This is a genomic window from Gimesia benthica, assembly GCF_009720525.1.
Taxonomy (GTDB): Bacteria; Planctomycetota; Planctomycetia; order Planctomycetales; family Planctomycetaceae; genus Gimesia; species Gimesia benthica.
In genome coordinates this window covers 3,715,720-3,729,460 of record NZ_CP043930.1, presented here as the reverse complement: position 1 = coordinate 3,729,460, position 13,741 = coordinate 3,715,720, and the positions used below count along the sequence as shown (strand labels likewise).

At 53.9% G+C, this 13,741-nt stretch carries 11 protein-coding genes; 2 read left to right on the top strand and 9 right to left on the bottom strand.

Annotated elements, in window-relative coordinates:
• The first annotated feature begins 166 nt into the window (after nt 1-166).
• On the top strand, nt 167-1,189 hold the full coding sequence (locus F1728_RS14170) for a sugar phosphate isomerase/epimerase family protein (RefSeq protein WP_155364663.1): 1,023 nt from the start codon (nt 167-169) through the stop codon (nt 1,187-1,189).
• A gap of 81 nt (nt 1,190-1,270) precedes the next feature.
• Here the strand turns inward: F1728_RS14170 and F1728_RS14165 are convergent, their stop codons facing one another.
• The 3 genes from F1728_RS14165 to F1728_RS14155 form a co-directional block, all read right to left on the bottom strand.
• Entirely contained in the window at nt 1,271-2,317 is a 1,047-nt protein-coding gene (locus F1728_RS14165) for a fatty acid desaturase family protein (protein ID WP_145045854.1), read from the bottom strand.
• Between the two features lie 322 nt (nt 2,318-2,639).
• Complete coding sequence (locus F1728_RS14160; protein ID WP_194242821.1) at nt 2,640-4,124, bottom strand: sulfatase family protein; 1,485 nt, start codon at nt 4,122-4,124, stop codon at nt 2,640-2,642.
• Between the two features lie 135 nt (nt 4,125-4,259).
• Complete coding sequence (locus tag F1728_RS14155) at nt 4,260-4,493, bottom strand: SlyX family protein (protein ID WP_155364661.1); 234 nt, start codon at nt 4,491-4,493, stop codon at nt 4,260-4,262.
• Nucleotides 4,494-4,606: 113 nt separating this feature from the next.
• Between F1728_RS14155 and F1728_RS14150 the strand changes: the two genes are divergently transcribed.
• Complete coding sequence (locus tag F1728_RS14150; RefSeq protein WP_155364660.1) at nt 4,607-6,151, top strand: alpha/beta hydrolase-fold protein; 1,545 nt, start codon at nt 4,607-4,609, stop codon at nt 6,149-6,151.
• Nucleotides 6,152-6,163: 12 nt separating this feature from the next.
• Here the strand turns inward: F1728_RS14150 and F1728_RS14145 are convergent, their stop codons facing one another.
• From F1728_RS14145 to ygfZ, 6 genes are all read right to left on the bottom strand, one after another.
• Nucleotides 6,164-7,204, bottom strand: a complete 1,041-nt coding sequence (locus F1728_RS14145) for a ThiF family adenylyltransferase (protein WP_145193573.1) — start codon at nt 7,202-7,204, stop codon at nt 6,164-6,166.
• Nucleotides 7,205-7,372: 168 nt separating this feature from the next.
• Entirely contained in the window at nt 7,373-8,452 is a 1,080-nt protein-coding gene (locus F1728_RS14140) for a hypothetical protein (protein WP_155364659.1), read from the bottom strand.
• A gap of 282 nt (nt 8,453-8,734) precedes the next feature.
• A complete protein-coding gene (locus F1728_RS14135) occupies nt 8,735-9,436 on the bottom strand; it encodes an FKBP-type peptidyl-prolyl cis-trans isomerase (protein ID WP_145193577.1) in 702 nt (233 codons plus the stop codon).
• 259 nt (nt 9,437-9,695) lie between these two features.
• Nucleotides 9,696-10,928, bottom strand: coding sequence for an LL-diaminopimelate aminotransferase (locus tag F1728_RS14130; protein ID WP_155364658.1), 1,233 nt, complete (start codon nt 10,926-10,928; stop codon nt 9,696-9,698).
• Between the two features lie 153 nt (nt 10,929-11,081).
• Nucleotides 11,082-12,422 carry a hypothetical protein gene (locus F1728_RS14125; protein WP_155364657.1) on the bottom strand — a complete coding sequence of 447 codons (1,341 nt, stop codon included), beginning with the start codon at nt 12,420-12,422 and terminating at the stop codon, nt 11,082-11,084.
• Nucleotides 12,423-12,509: 87 nt separating this feature from the next.
• Nucleotides 12,510-13,580 (bottom strand): CAF17-like 4Fe-4S cluster assembly/insertion protein YgfZ, encoded by a 1,071-nt coding sequence (ygfZ, locus tag F1728_RS14120; protein ID WP_155364656.1) that lies wholly within the window; start codon nt 13,578-13,580, stop codon nt 12,510-12,512.
• Nucleotides 13,581-13,741 lie beyond the last annotated feature (161 nt).

The following is a 13,741-nucleotide window of genomic DNA, read 5'->3' as shown; positions in this document are numbered from 1 at the left end:
TATGCGCCGCGTCAAAGTCTGATTGTCACATCAGAAGCCAGTTTCTATAATCCGGGAACGGTCTGGCGTTGAGGGATCACTGCCGGACCGTTCCGCTTTCATTCCTGAGACGGGATGTGCTCTGCATGCTGTTTTTTCGATTACACCAATAGAGAAAGATTCTCCCATGACACAAGCCTCATCGCGCCGTGACTTTCTAAAACAGACCGCCGCCTTTTCAACCGGACTGGCCGTCTCCGGCTGGGCCGGTTCCCTGCTGGCCAACACCGCATTGAACCAGCCTCTGTATAAGATCTCCCTGGCCCAATGGTCGCTGCACCGGGCTCTGCGCGGGGGCAAACTGGACAACCTCGATTTTGCCAAAGTCACCAAAGAAGAATTCGGCATCAACGCGGTCGAGTACGTGAACCAGTTCTTCAAAGATAAAGCCGAAGACAAGAAATACCTGGCGGAAATGAATCAGCGTGCCGCCGATGTCGGCGTTAAGAACGTGCTGATCATGATCGACGGGGAAGGGGCACTGGGTGATCCCGATGCCAAGAAACGGACCCAGGCAATTGAAAATCATCACAAGTGGGTCACCGCTGCCAAGACACTGGGCTGTCACTCCATCCGTGTGAATGCCCGCAGTAATGGCAGCTACGAAGAACAGCAGAAGCTGGCCGCAGATGGCCTGAGTCGTCTGACGGAATTCGCCAAAAAGTACGGCATCAACGTTCTGGTGGAAAACCACGGCGGGTTGTCGTCTAACGGTGCCTGGCTGGCCGGTGTGATGAAGATGGTCAACATGCCCGAATGTGGCACGCTGCCCGACTTCGGTAACTTCGTACTCGATCGTAAAACCGGCGAGCAGTATGATCGCTACAAAGGCGTCAAAGAACTGATGCCTTATGCCAAAGCCGTCAGCGCCAAAACGCATGACTTTGACAAAGATGGCAACGAGATCAACACCGACTATGTGAAGATGATGAAGATCGTTCTGGACGCCGGCTATCACGGTTACGTGGGCATCGAGTACGAAGGCAAGAAACTCGATGAATACGCGGGCATCAAAGCCAGCAAGAAGCTGCTGCTCAAAGTTCGCGAAGAGCTGACTCCCGAGGAAACTGCTGATCCCTGCTGTGGGCAGGAAGGGTACTATGTACCGCAGCGTCGTCGCATGTTCCGTCGGCGTCTGTTCCGCAGATAAGCGGAATCCGGACAGTCTGTCTACATAAAAAAACGCCCCAGTGTCCTGATGACAGCTGGGGCGTTTTCGATTTCGTGATGACTACGATGCGCGGTGTACTTTGGAGACATCGCGGTCGGAGAGAATCTCGCGTGCGACATCGGTGACAAAGTTGTCTGCGCCCAGCCATTTTTCTTTCTTCGGTGCGGGAGCTCCCACGTTCATACCGACGCCCGGTTTCCAGAGGGCGGGGAGGGTATGCTTGATGGCTGACATGTAGGTCGTAAATACCGGGTACTTCGTGTCGGGATTGTCCTGCTGATAGTTGTCCATTTTTTCAACCAGCTTGTTGTGGGCAATCTTGGGATGCCGGTGATGTGGCCCGTGAACGAAGATGTCAAAGTTAATGTAAGTGCAGATCCGGGTGATCAGACCATTGCCAATCACGGTCCGGGTGCCGAGCAGCGGATCGTAACTCTTCATTCCCAGGTGCTCGGTAAATTTGCGGAAAGTCTGAATCACACTGGCCACCCAGTGAGGAATGACCCAGGCGACGATGAACGGACGCCAGAGCGAGAACCAGGCAATGGTTCCCAGGACGGCAGCCCAGAACACAGCCATCGCCGCGTATTCCAGACGCATGGTGCGAATGACCTTGGGGTTTTTAACCGGGGTATTTTTGCTGAAACAGAGCCGACTGTAGACGAAAGGTGACGTGAAGAACCCGAAGGGGAATTCCAGCCAGCAGAAGATACGTCGGAATGTCAGAGACGTTGTAGGATCGGAATACGGCCACAATTCCCAGTCACCGGGCTTATTCAGATAAGCGTGATGACGGATATGGGCTTCGCGATAAGCGGTATAAGAGACTAACAGTCCGGTGCCGATCGCGCGGCCCAGCCAGACGCTGACCCAGGTTTTACCACAGATTCCCTGGTGAGATGTTTCATGAAAACAGCTCGACCAGCAGAACATGCTGTAGGCAGCAATGATCGTCCAGCCGACCTGAAAGTACCAGGCAGGGGAGGGCCATTGGAATGCCAGCGCCATGATCGCGATGGATCCGAACAGTGAGTGTGAAAAACGGGGAGTTGTCGATTTTGTTTCGAGATCTTCGATCTCTTTAGCAGTGAAAAGAGTCACTGACATCGCACGTACCTCCTGGTTGTGCTCAGACTTTCAAAACGGTTCGTTTAAATACGTATCGGAAAGTTGAGCTTGTGCCACATCAAGTGAGTTGCAACTTTTAGACCAGATAATCAGGAGCTGCAGCAGTTTTTACCCAGCCTGCTTATCTTTCCGACACATTAAGGATATGTCGCGAAAGAACGTGTTGCATAAAAGAATCACCAGACAAAAGGCACAACCTGGATAACATTGATAAATTGTATCGATTAGACAATTTATAGCAGTTGCCCCAGGCGCTGACCAGAAAAATTTTGCAAATCGGACCAGAAAAGTATTCCGGCGTTCACTTCTTTTTCGGTTCTGGCAGGTAGAGATAGGTCTTGGGGAAGAGTTTTTGTGTCATCAGTACAGTTTTAGACTGACCGCCATTCCAGATATCCCACTTAGGATCGGCATAGCGGGCAAAAAACTGATCGAGCTCCTGTTTCAGCTCGTCTTTTTTCTGCTTGTACTGGGCGTCATCGATCAGGTTGTTGTGCTCTTTTGAATCCCGGGTCAGGTGATAGAGTTCGTTGGGCGATTCATGATAGCGTTCAATAAACTTCCACTCTGGTGTCCGAACGGCCCGCACGTTTTCGAATTCGTAGAAGACTTCTTCCTTCCAGGGAATCTGTTTCCCCTTGAGTACGGGTGCAAAATTGCGTCCGGGGCGGGCTGGCTTGGCCGGAATTTTATCCGCGAGACCGAGGTAGTTGAGCAGAGTCGGATATACATCGTAATTGGCGACCATCATATTCTGCCGGGCTCCCTCCACGATCTGACCTGGCTGAGAGAAAATCAGTGGAATTGTCAGCGTCCAGTCAAAGGCCGTTAAGGGGCGGGTGTGATCGCCCATGCCCCAGTAGCCACTATGGCCGCCGGACAGCCCCTGGTCGGCTGTGAAAATAACCAGCGTATTTTCACGGAGACCAAGCTCTTTGAGTGTCTGCATGATTTGCCCGACACCATCATCCACGCCTGAGACTTCCGCTGCATATTTGCGAATGATGCCCAGGTCTCCGATCCAGTCTCCGTAGTTGAAGTTCCAGGGCTGCGCTTTTTCCCGCGGGAAGGAGGGGAAGGTCAGCTGTTCGTACTCTTCCTTGAAACGGTTTTTAATCGGCTCCTTCATCGCGGAACCCAGTCCATAGGGACCGTTATACGCCAGGAACAGGAAGAAGGGTTTATCCTGATTCTGTTTGATGAACTTGATACCGTGCTGCGTCCAGAGATCGGTCAGGTAGGTCGGTTCTTTGTGAATCTTTTCGTCTTCGATCACTTCCTGATCATAGAATCCCGAACTCGCGCCGTGCGGCTTGGTGATCCAGTAGGAAAAACCTTCCTGAGGATAGAGGTTGTCGCCCAGATGCCATTTGCCCGAGAGTCCACAGACATAGCCGGCATCGTGCAGGATCTGGGGAATGGTCTGAAATTCCTCCAGCGTGTTGTAGGAATCGGGACCGGTCTGGATGCGTGGCCTGAGATAACAGTGCACGCCATGCTGACACGGCATCAGTCCGGTAAGGAAGGTTGCCCGCGTAGGCGAACAGACCGCGTTGTTGGCGAAAGCCCTGGTAAACAGTGTGCCTTCCTGAGCCAGCTGATCAATGTGCGGCGTTTTGATGTCCTTGTTACCGTAGCAGCCCAGCGTCCATTCCCCATGGTTGTCGGTCATGATGATCACGACGTTGGGGCGTTTCTGTTCGGCCGCCTGCAGGAAACCGGAACTTACCAGCGCGACCACAGCGATCAGACAATGCATGACAGAAGTAATACAGAAGCGTGACATGAGCAGAACCTTCCGGGATGAAAACAGAAAAACGCTGCCAGGTTGAGCACTTTCAGCATGCCGCATTCGATTCTGTTTTGCAAGTCGCCTGCCTGGCAACAACCGATTTCAGAAGATCTGTCGACCATCGCTGCATCAATAATGCGGCGGCTTCTCCTGGAGGGGATCCCGACCTTCGTCCTCATCTTCGAGCGTCCCGATGCGGTTATCCAGTAACTTCATGGATCGACTCAGTTTGTCCAGCACATCATTCTGATGCAGGATCGCCGTGTTCAATTGCTCAACATCGTGCTGCAGGTGCATCAGCACTGATTCAATCTGGTTCAGGCGGGAAGAGACTTCTTCCAGGGGAGAAGCTGATTCACTCATGGGACTTTGATCTTTCGGGAAAGCGGCTTTTCAGCGGGGGACAGCCGGTTATGATGTAGGGAGATTTTATTCGCGCACGGTCCACTTTGAAACAGGCTCAGGTCAGATTCATCATGATTCCCGTATTTCGACTTCGCTTGCTGATGTTGTCCCTTCTGCTTACTCTGTTTCAGGCCTTACCGGCAGAGGCAGCTCAGCAGCGGTTTGAGGTCCAGTTTACGGAGGGCGTGCATCCACAGCCGTTTACGGGCCGCGTCTATCTGTTCTTCACCCGCTCCGGGCGTGAACCCCGGCTGGGTCCTTCGTGGTTTAATCCGGAGTCCTTCGTGGCGCGGGATGTTACCAACTGGAAGCCGGGCGAGCGGCTTGAATTTTCTGCCGAGACTCCCGGTCTGCTCTCTTATCCAGACCCGTATGCGGACATGAATCTGAACGGTTATCAGGTGCAGGCTGTCGCACGTTTCAATGCAGGAGAACCGAAGATCGGCACCGGCCCGGGCAACGGCTATAGCCAGGTTCTCCGTGTGCCCTCCGTGGTCTCAACTCAGCCGCCGTTGTTAACCATCGATTCACTGGTACCCGCGAAACCGTTTCCCGAAACCCGCTGGAGTAAACAGATCCAGGTGCGTTCTGAACTGCTTTCCAGGTTTCATGGTCGCGAGACATTTCTGGAAGCCTCGGTGTTACTGCCACAAAGTTATTACCGCCAGCCGCAGCGGAAATATCCCGTCATCTATTCCATCCCCGGGTTTGGCGGCGATCACATGCGGGGAATCCGGAATGAACCGATTACCGAACAGAATGAGCAGGGGGTTGAGTTTCTGCGGGTGCAGTTGAATCCCCAGTGCCAGTGGGGCCATCACGTGTTTGCCGATTCGGCCACCAATGGTCCAGTCGGCAAAGCCTTCACGACCGAGTTCCTGCCTGCACTGGAAAAGTCTTTCCGGGCGATCCCACATCCACGGGCGCGGTTCCTCACCGGTCATTCCTCGGGAGGCTGGTCTTCGCTGTGGTTGCAGATTACTTATCCTGATCAGTTTGGCGGAACCTGGAGTACCGCTCCCGACCCGGTCGATTTTCGCGACTTTCAGTTGATCAATATCTATGAAACGGACAGCAACGTCTATCGTGATGCGAATGGCCGACCACGGCCATTGGGGCGTCGCGGCGGGAAACCGATCCTCTGGTTTGAACCATTCGCGAAAATGGAACAGGTGCTCGGTTACGGCGGTCAGCTAAGAAGCTTTGAAGCCGTCTTTTCCCCACGTGGCGCTGACGGCAGGCCACTGAAACTGTATGACCGGGAGACGGGCAAGATCGATCCCCGGGTTGCCGAAACCTGGAAAGCGTATGACATTCGCTTGATTCTCGAGGAGAACTGGGAGAATCTGGGCCCGCAACTGGCGGGTAAAATCCACGTCTTCATGGGTGAGGAAGATACATTTTACCTGACGGGAGCCACGGTGCTGCTCAAGCTTTCGCTGGATAAACTGAACCAGCAAGTTGACGCGCAGTCGGTCGTAGAAATTCATCCGGGCAAAGATCACTCCACGCTGATGACCCGGGAACTGGTAATGCGTATCCGCCGCGAGATGGTGCAGACATTCCTGGCGCATCGGGCAGAGATCGAGTCCGCGCTGAAAACAGAGTCCCGGTAAACCGGGCTTCGGTCAGCTGCCGATGTAACGGGCATAGACCGTTTTAGCGACCGCGGGATCGTCGGTCCCTTTAATGATCGCGCGTCCGTCGCGGAACAGACTGATTTCGTAGTCGGGGTTTTTCAGATTCAATCGCAGCAGATAAGGATTGAAGTCGACTTCACCGGAATGCTTCAGTTTTTCTGCAAGATCTTCAAAGACAATCTTACCTTTATCGGCGGGAGCGACCTGTACCGCGTTACGACCACAGAGCCGCGTGGTACGTGAACCCTGTTCCCCTTTCAACCAGACGCGTTCTCCCTGGTGACAGGCTTTGCAGCCCGATTTTTCTCTGAGGTCCGCGACGCTCATCTGTCGATAGGAGCCCTCCCAGATATCGACCACGGTGAGTACCGGTTTGATGAGATCTTCTTTCCCGGCGAGCAGCTTGATGGCATCGACGGCTTCCAGGGAAGCGATCACATTGACCGTGGGTCCCAGAATTCCCGCGGTGTCGCAGGTTTCGGTGCTGCCCGGTTCGGGAGCGGTATCGATCAGACAACGCAGGCAGGCGGTCTTGCCGGGCAGAATGGTCATTGTCTGACCGGTACTGCCGATACAGCCGCAGTAGATCCAGGGGATGCCCAGTTCCAGTGAGACATCATTGATCAGATACCGGACTTCGAAGTTATCGGTGCCGTCCAGGATCAGGTCGACGTCTTTGGCGAGGGACAGGATATTGGTATGGTCGATGTCGGCGACAATCGGCTCGATATTGACGGTACTGTTGATCTTCTTCAGTTTTTCAGCAGCTGCGATTGCCTTGGGCAGTTTGGCTGCGACGTCCGACTCATCAAACAGAACCTGCCGCTGCAGGTTGCTGATCTCGACGAAATCGCGGTCGACAATTTTGATCTGTCCCACGCCTGCGCGAACCAGTGTTTCCGCGAGTACGGTTCCCAGCGCTCCACATCCACAGAGTAAGACGCGGCCCTGCATCAGGTTCGTCTGCCCCGCTTCACCCAGTTCAGAAAAGAGGACCTGACGACTGTAACGTTCCAATTCCGGTTTCATGCTTGCTGACTGCCCGTATGCTGAATGAAGTATTTCCTGAGTCCTTATTCTAGCATTCCCCGCCGGGGAAAACAGGGGCGGCGGCAATCCTCCGGTGGTAAAACAACGAACCCCGCTACCTTCGCAGCGGGGTTCGTTTCTGCATTCTACAATGTTCCAACACGGTGCCTAGTCGACACTGATCTCCTGCAGCAGTGACACAAACTGTGGTTTGATCAACTGCTGGTCGGTTTCAGCCCAACCCTTGGAGGCGATGTTGACGGTGATCTTCGGTTTGATCCAGGTGGTCGGCCCCTTGGTTTTGACTTTGACGAACGGTGCGAACTGCTCCAGTTTGGGCAGTCGCTGCTGCCATTCTTCCAGTACGTCTGCTGGAATGTCGGTCGCGTTGAGCTTCCCGGCATAGGTCAGTTTTTTATTAAACGAGGACGCCAGCAGAACGGAATCGATCCGTCCGTCAGGCAGGGTCGTGTAACCGACCAGCAGACAGTCGAACTCGGGCAGTTGTCCTGTGGTTCCCTCTTCTTCGGGAATCATTTCCTTGCCTTCTTCTTCGGTTCCACCAGCGAAGTCATTCAGAGCATCTTCGAGGTTGTCGGCACCGTCACCTTCATGTTCTTTCGCCTGATCGACGATGGAAGAAACGAGGTTCACGTTGGCGGTCTTACGCACTCCCCAGTCATCAAACAGGGAATCGAATTCAAATCCACCTACAATCGCAAAAGCCCCGACGGTCAGTGTCAGTCCCCAGACCGCTATGTCGAGTTTCCAGGCTCCTTCGGGGAACCGGCTGATGGTGGGTCGCCAGATTTTGAACGGGTTCAGAACGATACTCAAGATCCCGAATTCCGCTGATTTGGAAACCGCATATAGATAGGCGATAAATTGACCGATCAGGAACATCAGCGCTCCTGCGCTCGCCTGGGTCAGTGTCCACAGGCAGAGTTCTGCCGGGTTCTGGGTGAGAAACCGCCCTGCGATACTCAGTCCGATCGAACCGATGACTCCCAGTCCCAGGACCCAGGCCCATTCGGGAATCAACTCCCAGATGGTCTGCGGCTGAGGTTTTTCCTCGGCGCCTGCCGGCAGATCCGGCTGGCCGACGCATTTGCCTAACGCAGGATAATAGCCGCATTTCGGACACCAGGAAGAGAGTCCCCAGGGTTCGTGCGTACCACATTCGGAGCAGGTTGGCTGTGAATAAGTCGCTTGTGACTCCTCCAGTAACTGATGCTGTTGCGAGTTCATATCTGATTTGGCCCTGTTTTCTGTTGGCGTAGAATGGCGGTAGATTGAGACTAATGGTTTCAGTCACCGTGAACTCTAGCTCACAAAAAACAACATCTGTGAAACTGGATATGTATAAAAACATCAGTTCGACGGAATTGGGCAATCCACAATCCACAGGACCTGAAAAATCGTTACAGCCAGACATCAGGTCATTCACATCAGACGTAAAAAAACCGACGCCTTCGAAAAGACGCCGGTTTGATATTTCATACACACTGTTTGTGCAACTAGCGAATCAGCTTAGTTCACTTTCAGCAGTTCGATGTCGAAGATGAGGACTTCGTTGGGTCCGATATCAGGTCCTGATCCCCGCTCGCCGTAGGCTAGATCACTGGGGATGAAGAGCTGCCATTTGTCGCCTTCTTTCATCAGCTGCAGTGCTTCGGTCCAGCCACCGATCACCCGGTTGACGGGGAATGTTGCTGGCTGCTTCCGTTTGTAGGAGCTGTCGAACTCGGTGCCGTCGATCAGGGTGCCCCGATAGTGAGTCGTCACTTCATCGGTCAATTTAGGAGTTTTCCCTGAACCGGATTTGATGACCTTATACTGCAGACCACTCTTGGTGGTTTTGACGCCTTCTTTCTTGGCGTTGTCTGCCAGGAATTTCTTGCCTTTGGCAACGTTTGCCTCGGCTTCTTTCTGCATTTTAGTCTGAGCGTCTTTCTGCAGCTGCTGCTGGAATGCGAGCAGGGTCGCCCGAATTTCGTCTTCGGTCATCTGTGGTTTCTGTTTGGTCATGGCATCCATGATGCCTTTTGCCAGAACCTGGGGATCCAGATCCAGGTTATCCCGCATGAGATTCTGACCGAGATTGTATCCAATACCGTAGCTGACTTTCTGCTTCTGATCTTTCAGCTGGGATTTTTCATTTTGAGCTTGCGCCAGAGACGCGCATCCGAAGAACGCAATACAGAGACAGGCAGTAAGATGCCATTTTGACATGAGTAAAACCTTTCGGTGAATAGTGAAAACGAAGATTTACAGGAGAGACCATACGGGTCGGCGAGATTCCGGACACTCGCGAAATGCGCCCGGAATTAGCAGGGGTGTATTGCATGGTGTCCTCTCGCAGAGAGGAACTTGGACGAAATCAGATTCTCAATTATAGGAGAGGCGCCCCGGAAGTGTCTACAATAAAGCATCCTCGACCTGAAAAACAGGGGTTTCTCTCGTACTTCTCCGTTCAAATCAATCCAGGAGTCTAGCTCACGACTTTCTGGAAACGGGTCACCGCTTCGTTGATATTATCCCGGCTGTTGAAAGCACTTAACCGGAAGTAACCTTCCCCGGAGGCACCAAAGCCGCTGCCCGGCGTTCCGACGAGGTGTGCTTTCTGGAGCAGTTCATCGAAAAAGTCCCAGCTGGTTGAATCGCCGGGGGTCTTGAGCCAGACATAAGGTGCGTTGACGCCACCATAGACTGAGATGCCCACCGCTTCCAGACCTTCACGTAACAAACGTGCATTCTCGAGATAGAAGGAAATCAGTCCCTGGATCTGCTCTTTACCAGCATCAGAGTAAGCTGCTTCCGCACCCCGCTGGATGATGTAAGAAACGCCGTTGAATTTCGTGCAATGTCGGCGGTTCCAGAGCGGATGAATATCGGCAGTTTCTCCGGTCGATGTTTTCCCTTTCAATGACTTCGGGACGACGGTGAACGCACAACGGGTTCCAGTGAAGCCGGCGTTCTTACTGAAGCTGCGGAATTCGATCGCGACATCCCGAGCGCCTTCGATTTCATAAATCGAGTGTGGAATTTCCGGATCGGTAATGAATGCTTCATAGGCAGCATCGAACAGAATGATCGAGCCGTTTTCTTTCGCGTAATCGACCCACTTCTTGAGCGTTTCGCGGGTGGCGACGGTTCCGGTCGGATTGTTGGGATAGCAGAGGTAGATCAGATCGACAGGAGATGCGGGCAGTTCTGCCACGAAGTCGTTTTCTGCCGTCACGGGCAGATAGGTCAGGCCTGCATAGCGTCCGCTCTCATCAGCGGCTCCGGTGCGGCCGGTCATCACGTTGGTATCGACATAGACGGGATAGACGGGGTCCGTCACCGCGACCTTATTGTCGGCACCGAAGATGTCGAGGATGTTCCCGGTATCACACTTGGAACCGTCGGAGACGAAAATCTCATCTGCAGCGACATCGATGCCCCGAGAGTGAAAATCATTTTTGGCAATCGCTTCCCGCAGGAAGCCGTAACCCTGCTCGGGACCGTAGCCGTGGAATGTTGTGGGGTCACCCATTTCGTCAACGGCTTTATGCATGGCTTCACGAATGGCGGCGGGCAGGGGTTCGGTCACATCGCCGATGCCCAGCTTGATCACGGCTGCATCCGGGTTTTCTTCGCAGAATTTATTGACGCGACGTCCGATTTCCGGAAAGAGATAACCCGCCTTGAGCTTCAGGTAGTGATCGTTAATCAAAGCCATGTTTACGCCTCAAATGTTCAAATGGTCCAAGTGAATCTGGTATTAAGCTTGATACAAGCTGGTTTTAAATTTAGAAACGCCGTTGTATTTTGAATTTGCCCGAATTGCAACCGAGGCACTCCGGATAGACCCTGTTTCTTGCAAAAGGTTCTCTCAGTCCGCCAGTGCGACCGGGCGGGGCAGGGTATTCAACCAGAAACGATCTCTCTGGGCATCGATCTCTTTTAAGCCTGTGTATTCACTGACTTTACGTTTGCCCGTCCAGCGATCTGCTGCGCCTTCGAACAGAATCCGAATGCGTGGTGTTCCCTCCGCTGCGGGTGCCTGCTGGTCCAGCATGCGCCCCACTCCAATGGCGACCCCCAACTGAAAGCGGGCCTGCGGATAAAGGGGCGCACCGAGTTCTGCCAGCGACCAGCGTTCTACCCGAACCCGGCACCAGGTGCTCAAAGGCTGGGGCGGATCGACAAACGGCTGCAGGGCAGCCGGGAGTTCCGCGCGGGCCTCTTCATCGATCAGCAGAACCACACGGTCGTGACGACTGGCATACAGTCCCCAGGCGGGCCAGTGATCAAAGTAGCCAGTCGGTTCTAACAGCGGTGCCAGGATGGCGAACCAGACCAGCAGCAGGGGAACGCGTTCTATACCTGGCACGCGCGCAGGGGCCAGCCGCTCTGCCTGGAGCTGTGCATCGTCTTTGACGGCGCGGGGACGATCCAGGGTCGGGTTCCGCGTGAACAGCAGCAGATCCTGGATGATGAAATAAACGTTCCAGATCAACACACCCTGATAATGATTCAAACCCCAGGGACCGATCGCCAGCATCAGACAGACGTGCATCCCGATGGCTGCGACGAGCGCCGGCTTTCGGGTACGACAGAAAAACAGACCGGCGGCGACCAGCAGCTCTCCCACGGGAAACGTCGCGGCAATCCAGCCCAGCGCTTTCGGAGACCAGAAGGCCGTCGAGATTCCGATAGACGAAAACAGCCCCTCGGCGAGCTGACGACCGAGCGTCTGTACAAAACTGGCGTCGCATTTGGAGAGTGCCGAATAGACGTAGATGCTGATCACGAACAGGCGCAGCAACCGAATCGCCCGGCCCGGAGTGAGCGACGTCAGCAGCAACAGGCCCAGTGCGAACTGGTAGGTCCAGGGCTGCAGGCGATGCTGATCGAAGAGCACTGAAACCACATACGCAACGAGAAACAACAGGCCACAAATCCGCTGCCAGTTCACGCCGGGCTCCGGAGCCGGCTTGCGCAGACAGAGGGGCACTACAGAAAACAAGAGCAGACACCCCGCGGTGGTCAGCATGATCGTCAACGTCAACCAGTCGATGCCTGCGGGGAGCGCGGAAACCCACTCGAACAGTGGAATCTGGGGAAAGCGCGTCTGTGGTGTCCAGAGCTGCCAGGTCGTGCCCAACAGCACCAGTGCGAAGAAGGCCAGGTTGGTTTTGAGTAATCGAAGCTGGAGCGTCTCACGAGACATGGAATAATTCACCGTTTTTTGACTGATTATAGCGACTGTCGGTGAATATACCGCGCCGGGAAAAGGGCAATCAGAGAGAATGGACGGCTATTCCATCGAGCAGAGCACCGTACCTTCCAGAGCCTGTTCTTCCATGACGACTTCCACTTTGGTTCCCGGCTCATAAGCTTCTTTGCGAATAATCGCCAGTGCCACGACGGGATACTTGCCGTAAGATTTCGCAGCAGAAGTAATCTTGCCGACTTCTTTCTGATTGTCTTTCACTGTCGCCATAACCGGAGTTCCGGGAGCGGGTAACTCGTCGCCCTCAAGGGCAATGATTCTCAGTTCCTGGTTGACGTGCCCCAGTGCATCGATGCGCGCGATCGGTTCCTGTCCCAGGTAGCAACCTTTCTTGAAAGAGATGGCCTGGCTGCTACGTCCCGCTTCCTGTGCCAGGTTTTCATCGGTCAGATCGATACCAGAGAGGGGGAAGCAACTTTCAATTCGCAGCGCCTCGAATGCTTCCTGACCGGCGGGCTTTGCACCGGCTTCAATCAGCTGCTGCCAGAACGCGACGATTTTTTCGTGGAGCAGACAACAGAGATACCCGGGCTGACCGAACCAGTCGATGCGGCGCACAGTGAGCTCGGCTTCACTGTCGGTCACCCGCTGCTGCTGATTCACTGCGAGTGCTGCGATGTCGAGTTTACTCATGATGTGACCTGCCTCGGGACCGGTGAGATAGAGACAGCCAAATTCCGGCGAACGGACGATCTGTTCAACGTCTTCCATAATAATGTAACGGTCCAGGTGTTCGGTGAGAGCCGCACTTTGACCGGGCGCGAGATCCAGCCAGAGTGAATCCCCCTGATTGAATACCGTGATGTACCCCAGGATACGACTCTGTACGTTGGTGACAAAGGCTTCACAACCCTGGTCTACGGGGAGGCTCTTGATATCATTGGTACAGAAATTGTGCAGAAACTTTTGACGGTCGGCCCCCTTGAGTTCGACCTGCTCGCGATCACTTAAATCAAAGAGCACCGCTGACTCATGTCCGGCCTGGTACTCCTGTTGGGGATCTCCGTAATGTGCCGGGTAAGGATACGCGTGGTCCTTATCGGGAAAATGAGCACCTGCTGCTTCCTGGACGAGCTGAAAATGATTTAAGGGCATCTGATTATCCCATCGTGATGGAGAGTAGCGCGCTGTCACCCCAATTGACCTCTGTCATATGGAAACCGGCGCTGCTTGACACTCGGATTGTCTATGTTGAACGTCGTTGATTGATTCGGGCGGGTTCTCTAAAGTAAATACCCGCCTGTTTCCATTTTAAT

What these genes read in the sequence shown, in the direction of transcription:
- F1728_RS14170 (WP_155364663.1), top strand. Translation starts at nt 167, where the DNA reads ATGACACAAGCCTCATCGCGCCGTGACTTTCTAAAACAGACCGCCGCC.
- F1728_RS14165 (WP_145045854.1), bottom strand. Translation starts at nt 2,317, where the DNA reads ATGTCAGTGACTCTTTTCACTGCTAAAGAGATCGAAGATCTCGAAACA.
- F1728_RS14160 (WP_194242821.1), bottom strand. Translation starts at nt 4,124, where the DNA reads ATGTCACGCTTCTGTATTACTTCTGTCATGCATTGTCTGATCGCTGTG.
- F1728_RS14155 (WP_155364661.1), bottom strand. Translation starts at nt 4,493, where the DNA reads ATGAGTGAATCAGCTTCTCCCCTGGAAGAAGTCTCTTCCCGCCTGAAC.
- F1728_RS14150 (WP_155364660.1), top strand. Translation starts at nt 4,607, where the DNA reads ATGATTCCCGTATTTCGACTTCGCTTGCTGATGTTGTCCCTTCTGCTT.
- F1728_RS14145 (WP_145193573.1), bottom strand. Translation starts at nt 7,204, where the DNA reads ATGAAACCGGAATTGGAACGTTACAGTCGTCAGGTCCTCTTTTCTGAA.
- F1728_RS14140 (WP_155364659.1), bottom strand. Translation starts at nt 8,452, where the DNA reads ATGAACTCGCAACAGCATCAGTTACTGGAGGAGTCACAAGCGACTTAT.
- F1728_RS14135 (WP_145193577.1), bottom strand. Translation starts at nt 9,436, where the DNA reads ATGTCAAAATGGCATCTTACTGCCTGTCTCTGTATTGCGTTCTTCGGA.
- F1728_RS14130 (WP_155364658.1), bottom strand. Translation starts at nt 10,928, where the DNA reads ATGGCTTTGATTAACGATCACTACCTGAAGCTCAAGGCGGGTTATCTC.
- F1728_RS14125 (WP_155364657.1), bottom strand. Translation starts at nt 12,422, where the DNA reads ATGTCTCGTGAGACGCTCCAGCTTCGATTACTCAAAACCAACCTGGCC.
- ygfZ (WP_155364656.1), bottom strand. Translation starts at nt 13,580, where the DNA reads ATGCCCTTAAATCATTTTCAGCTCGTCCAGGAAGCAGCAGGTGCTCAT.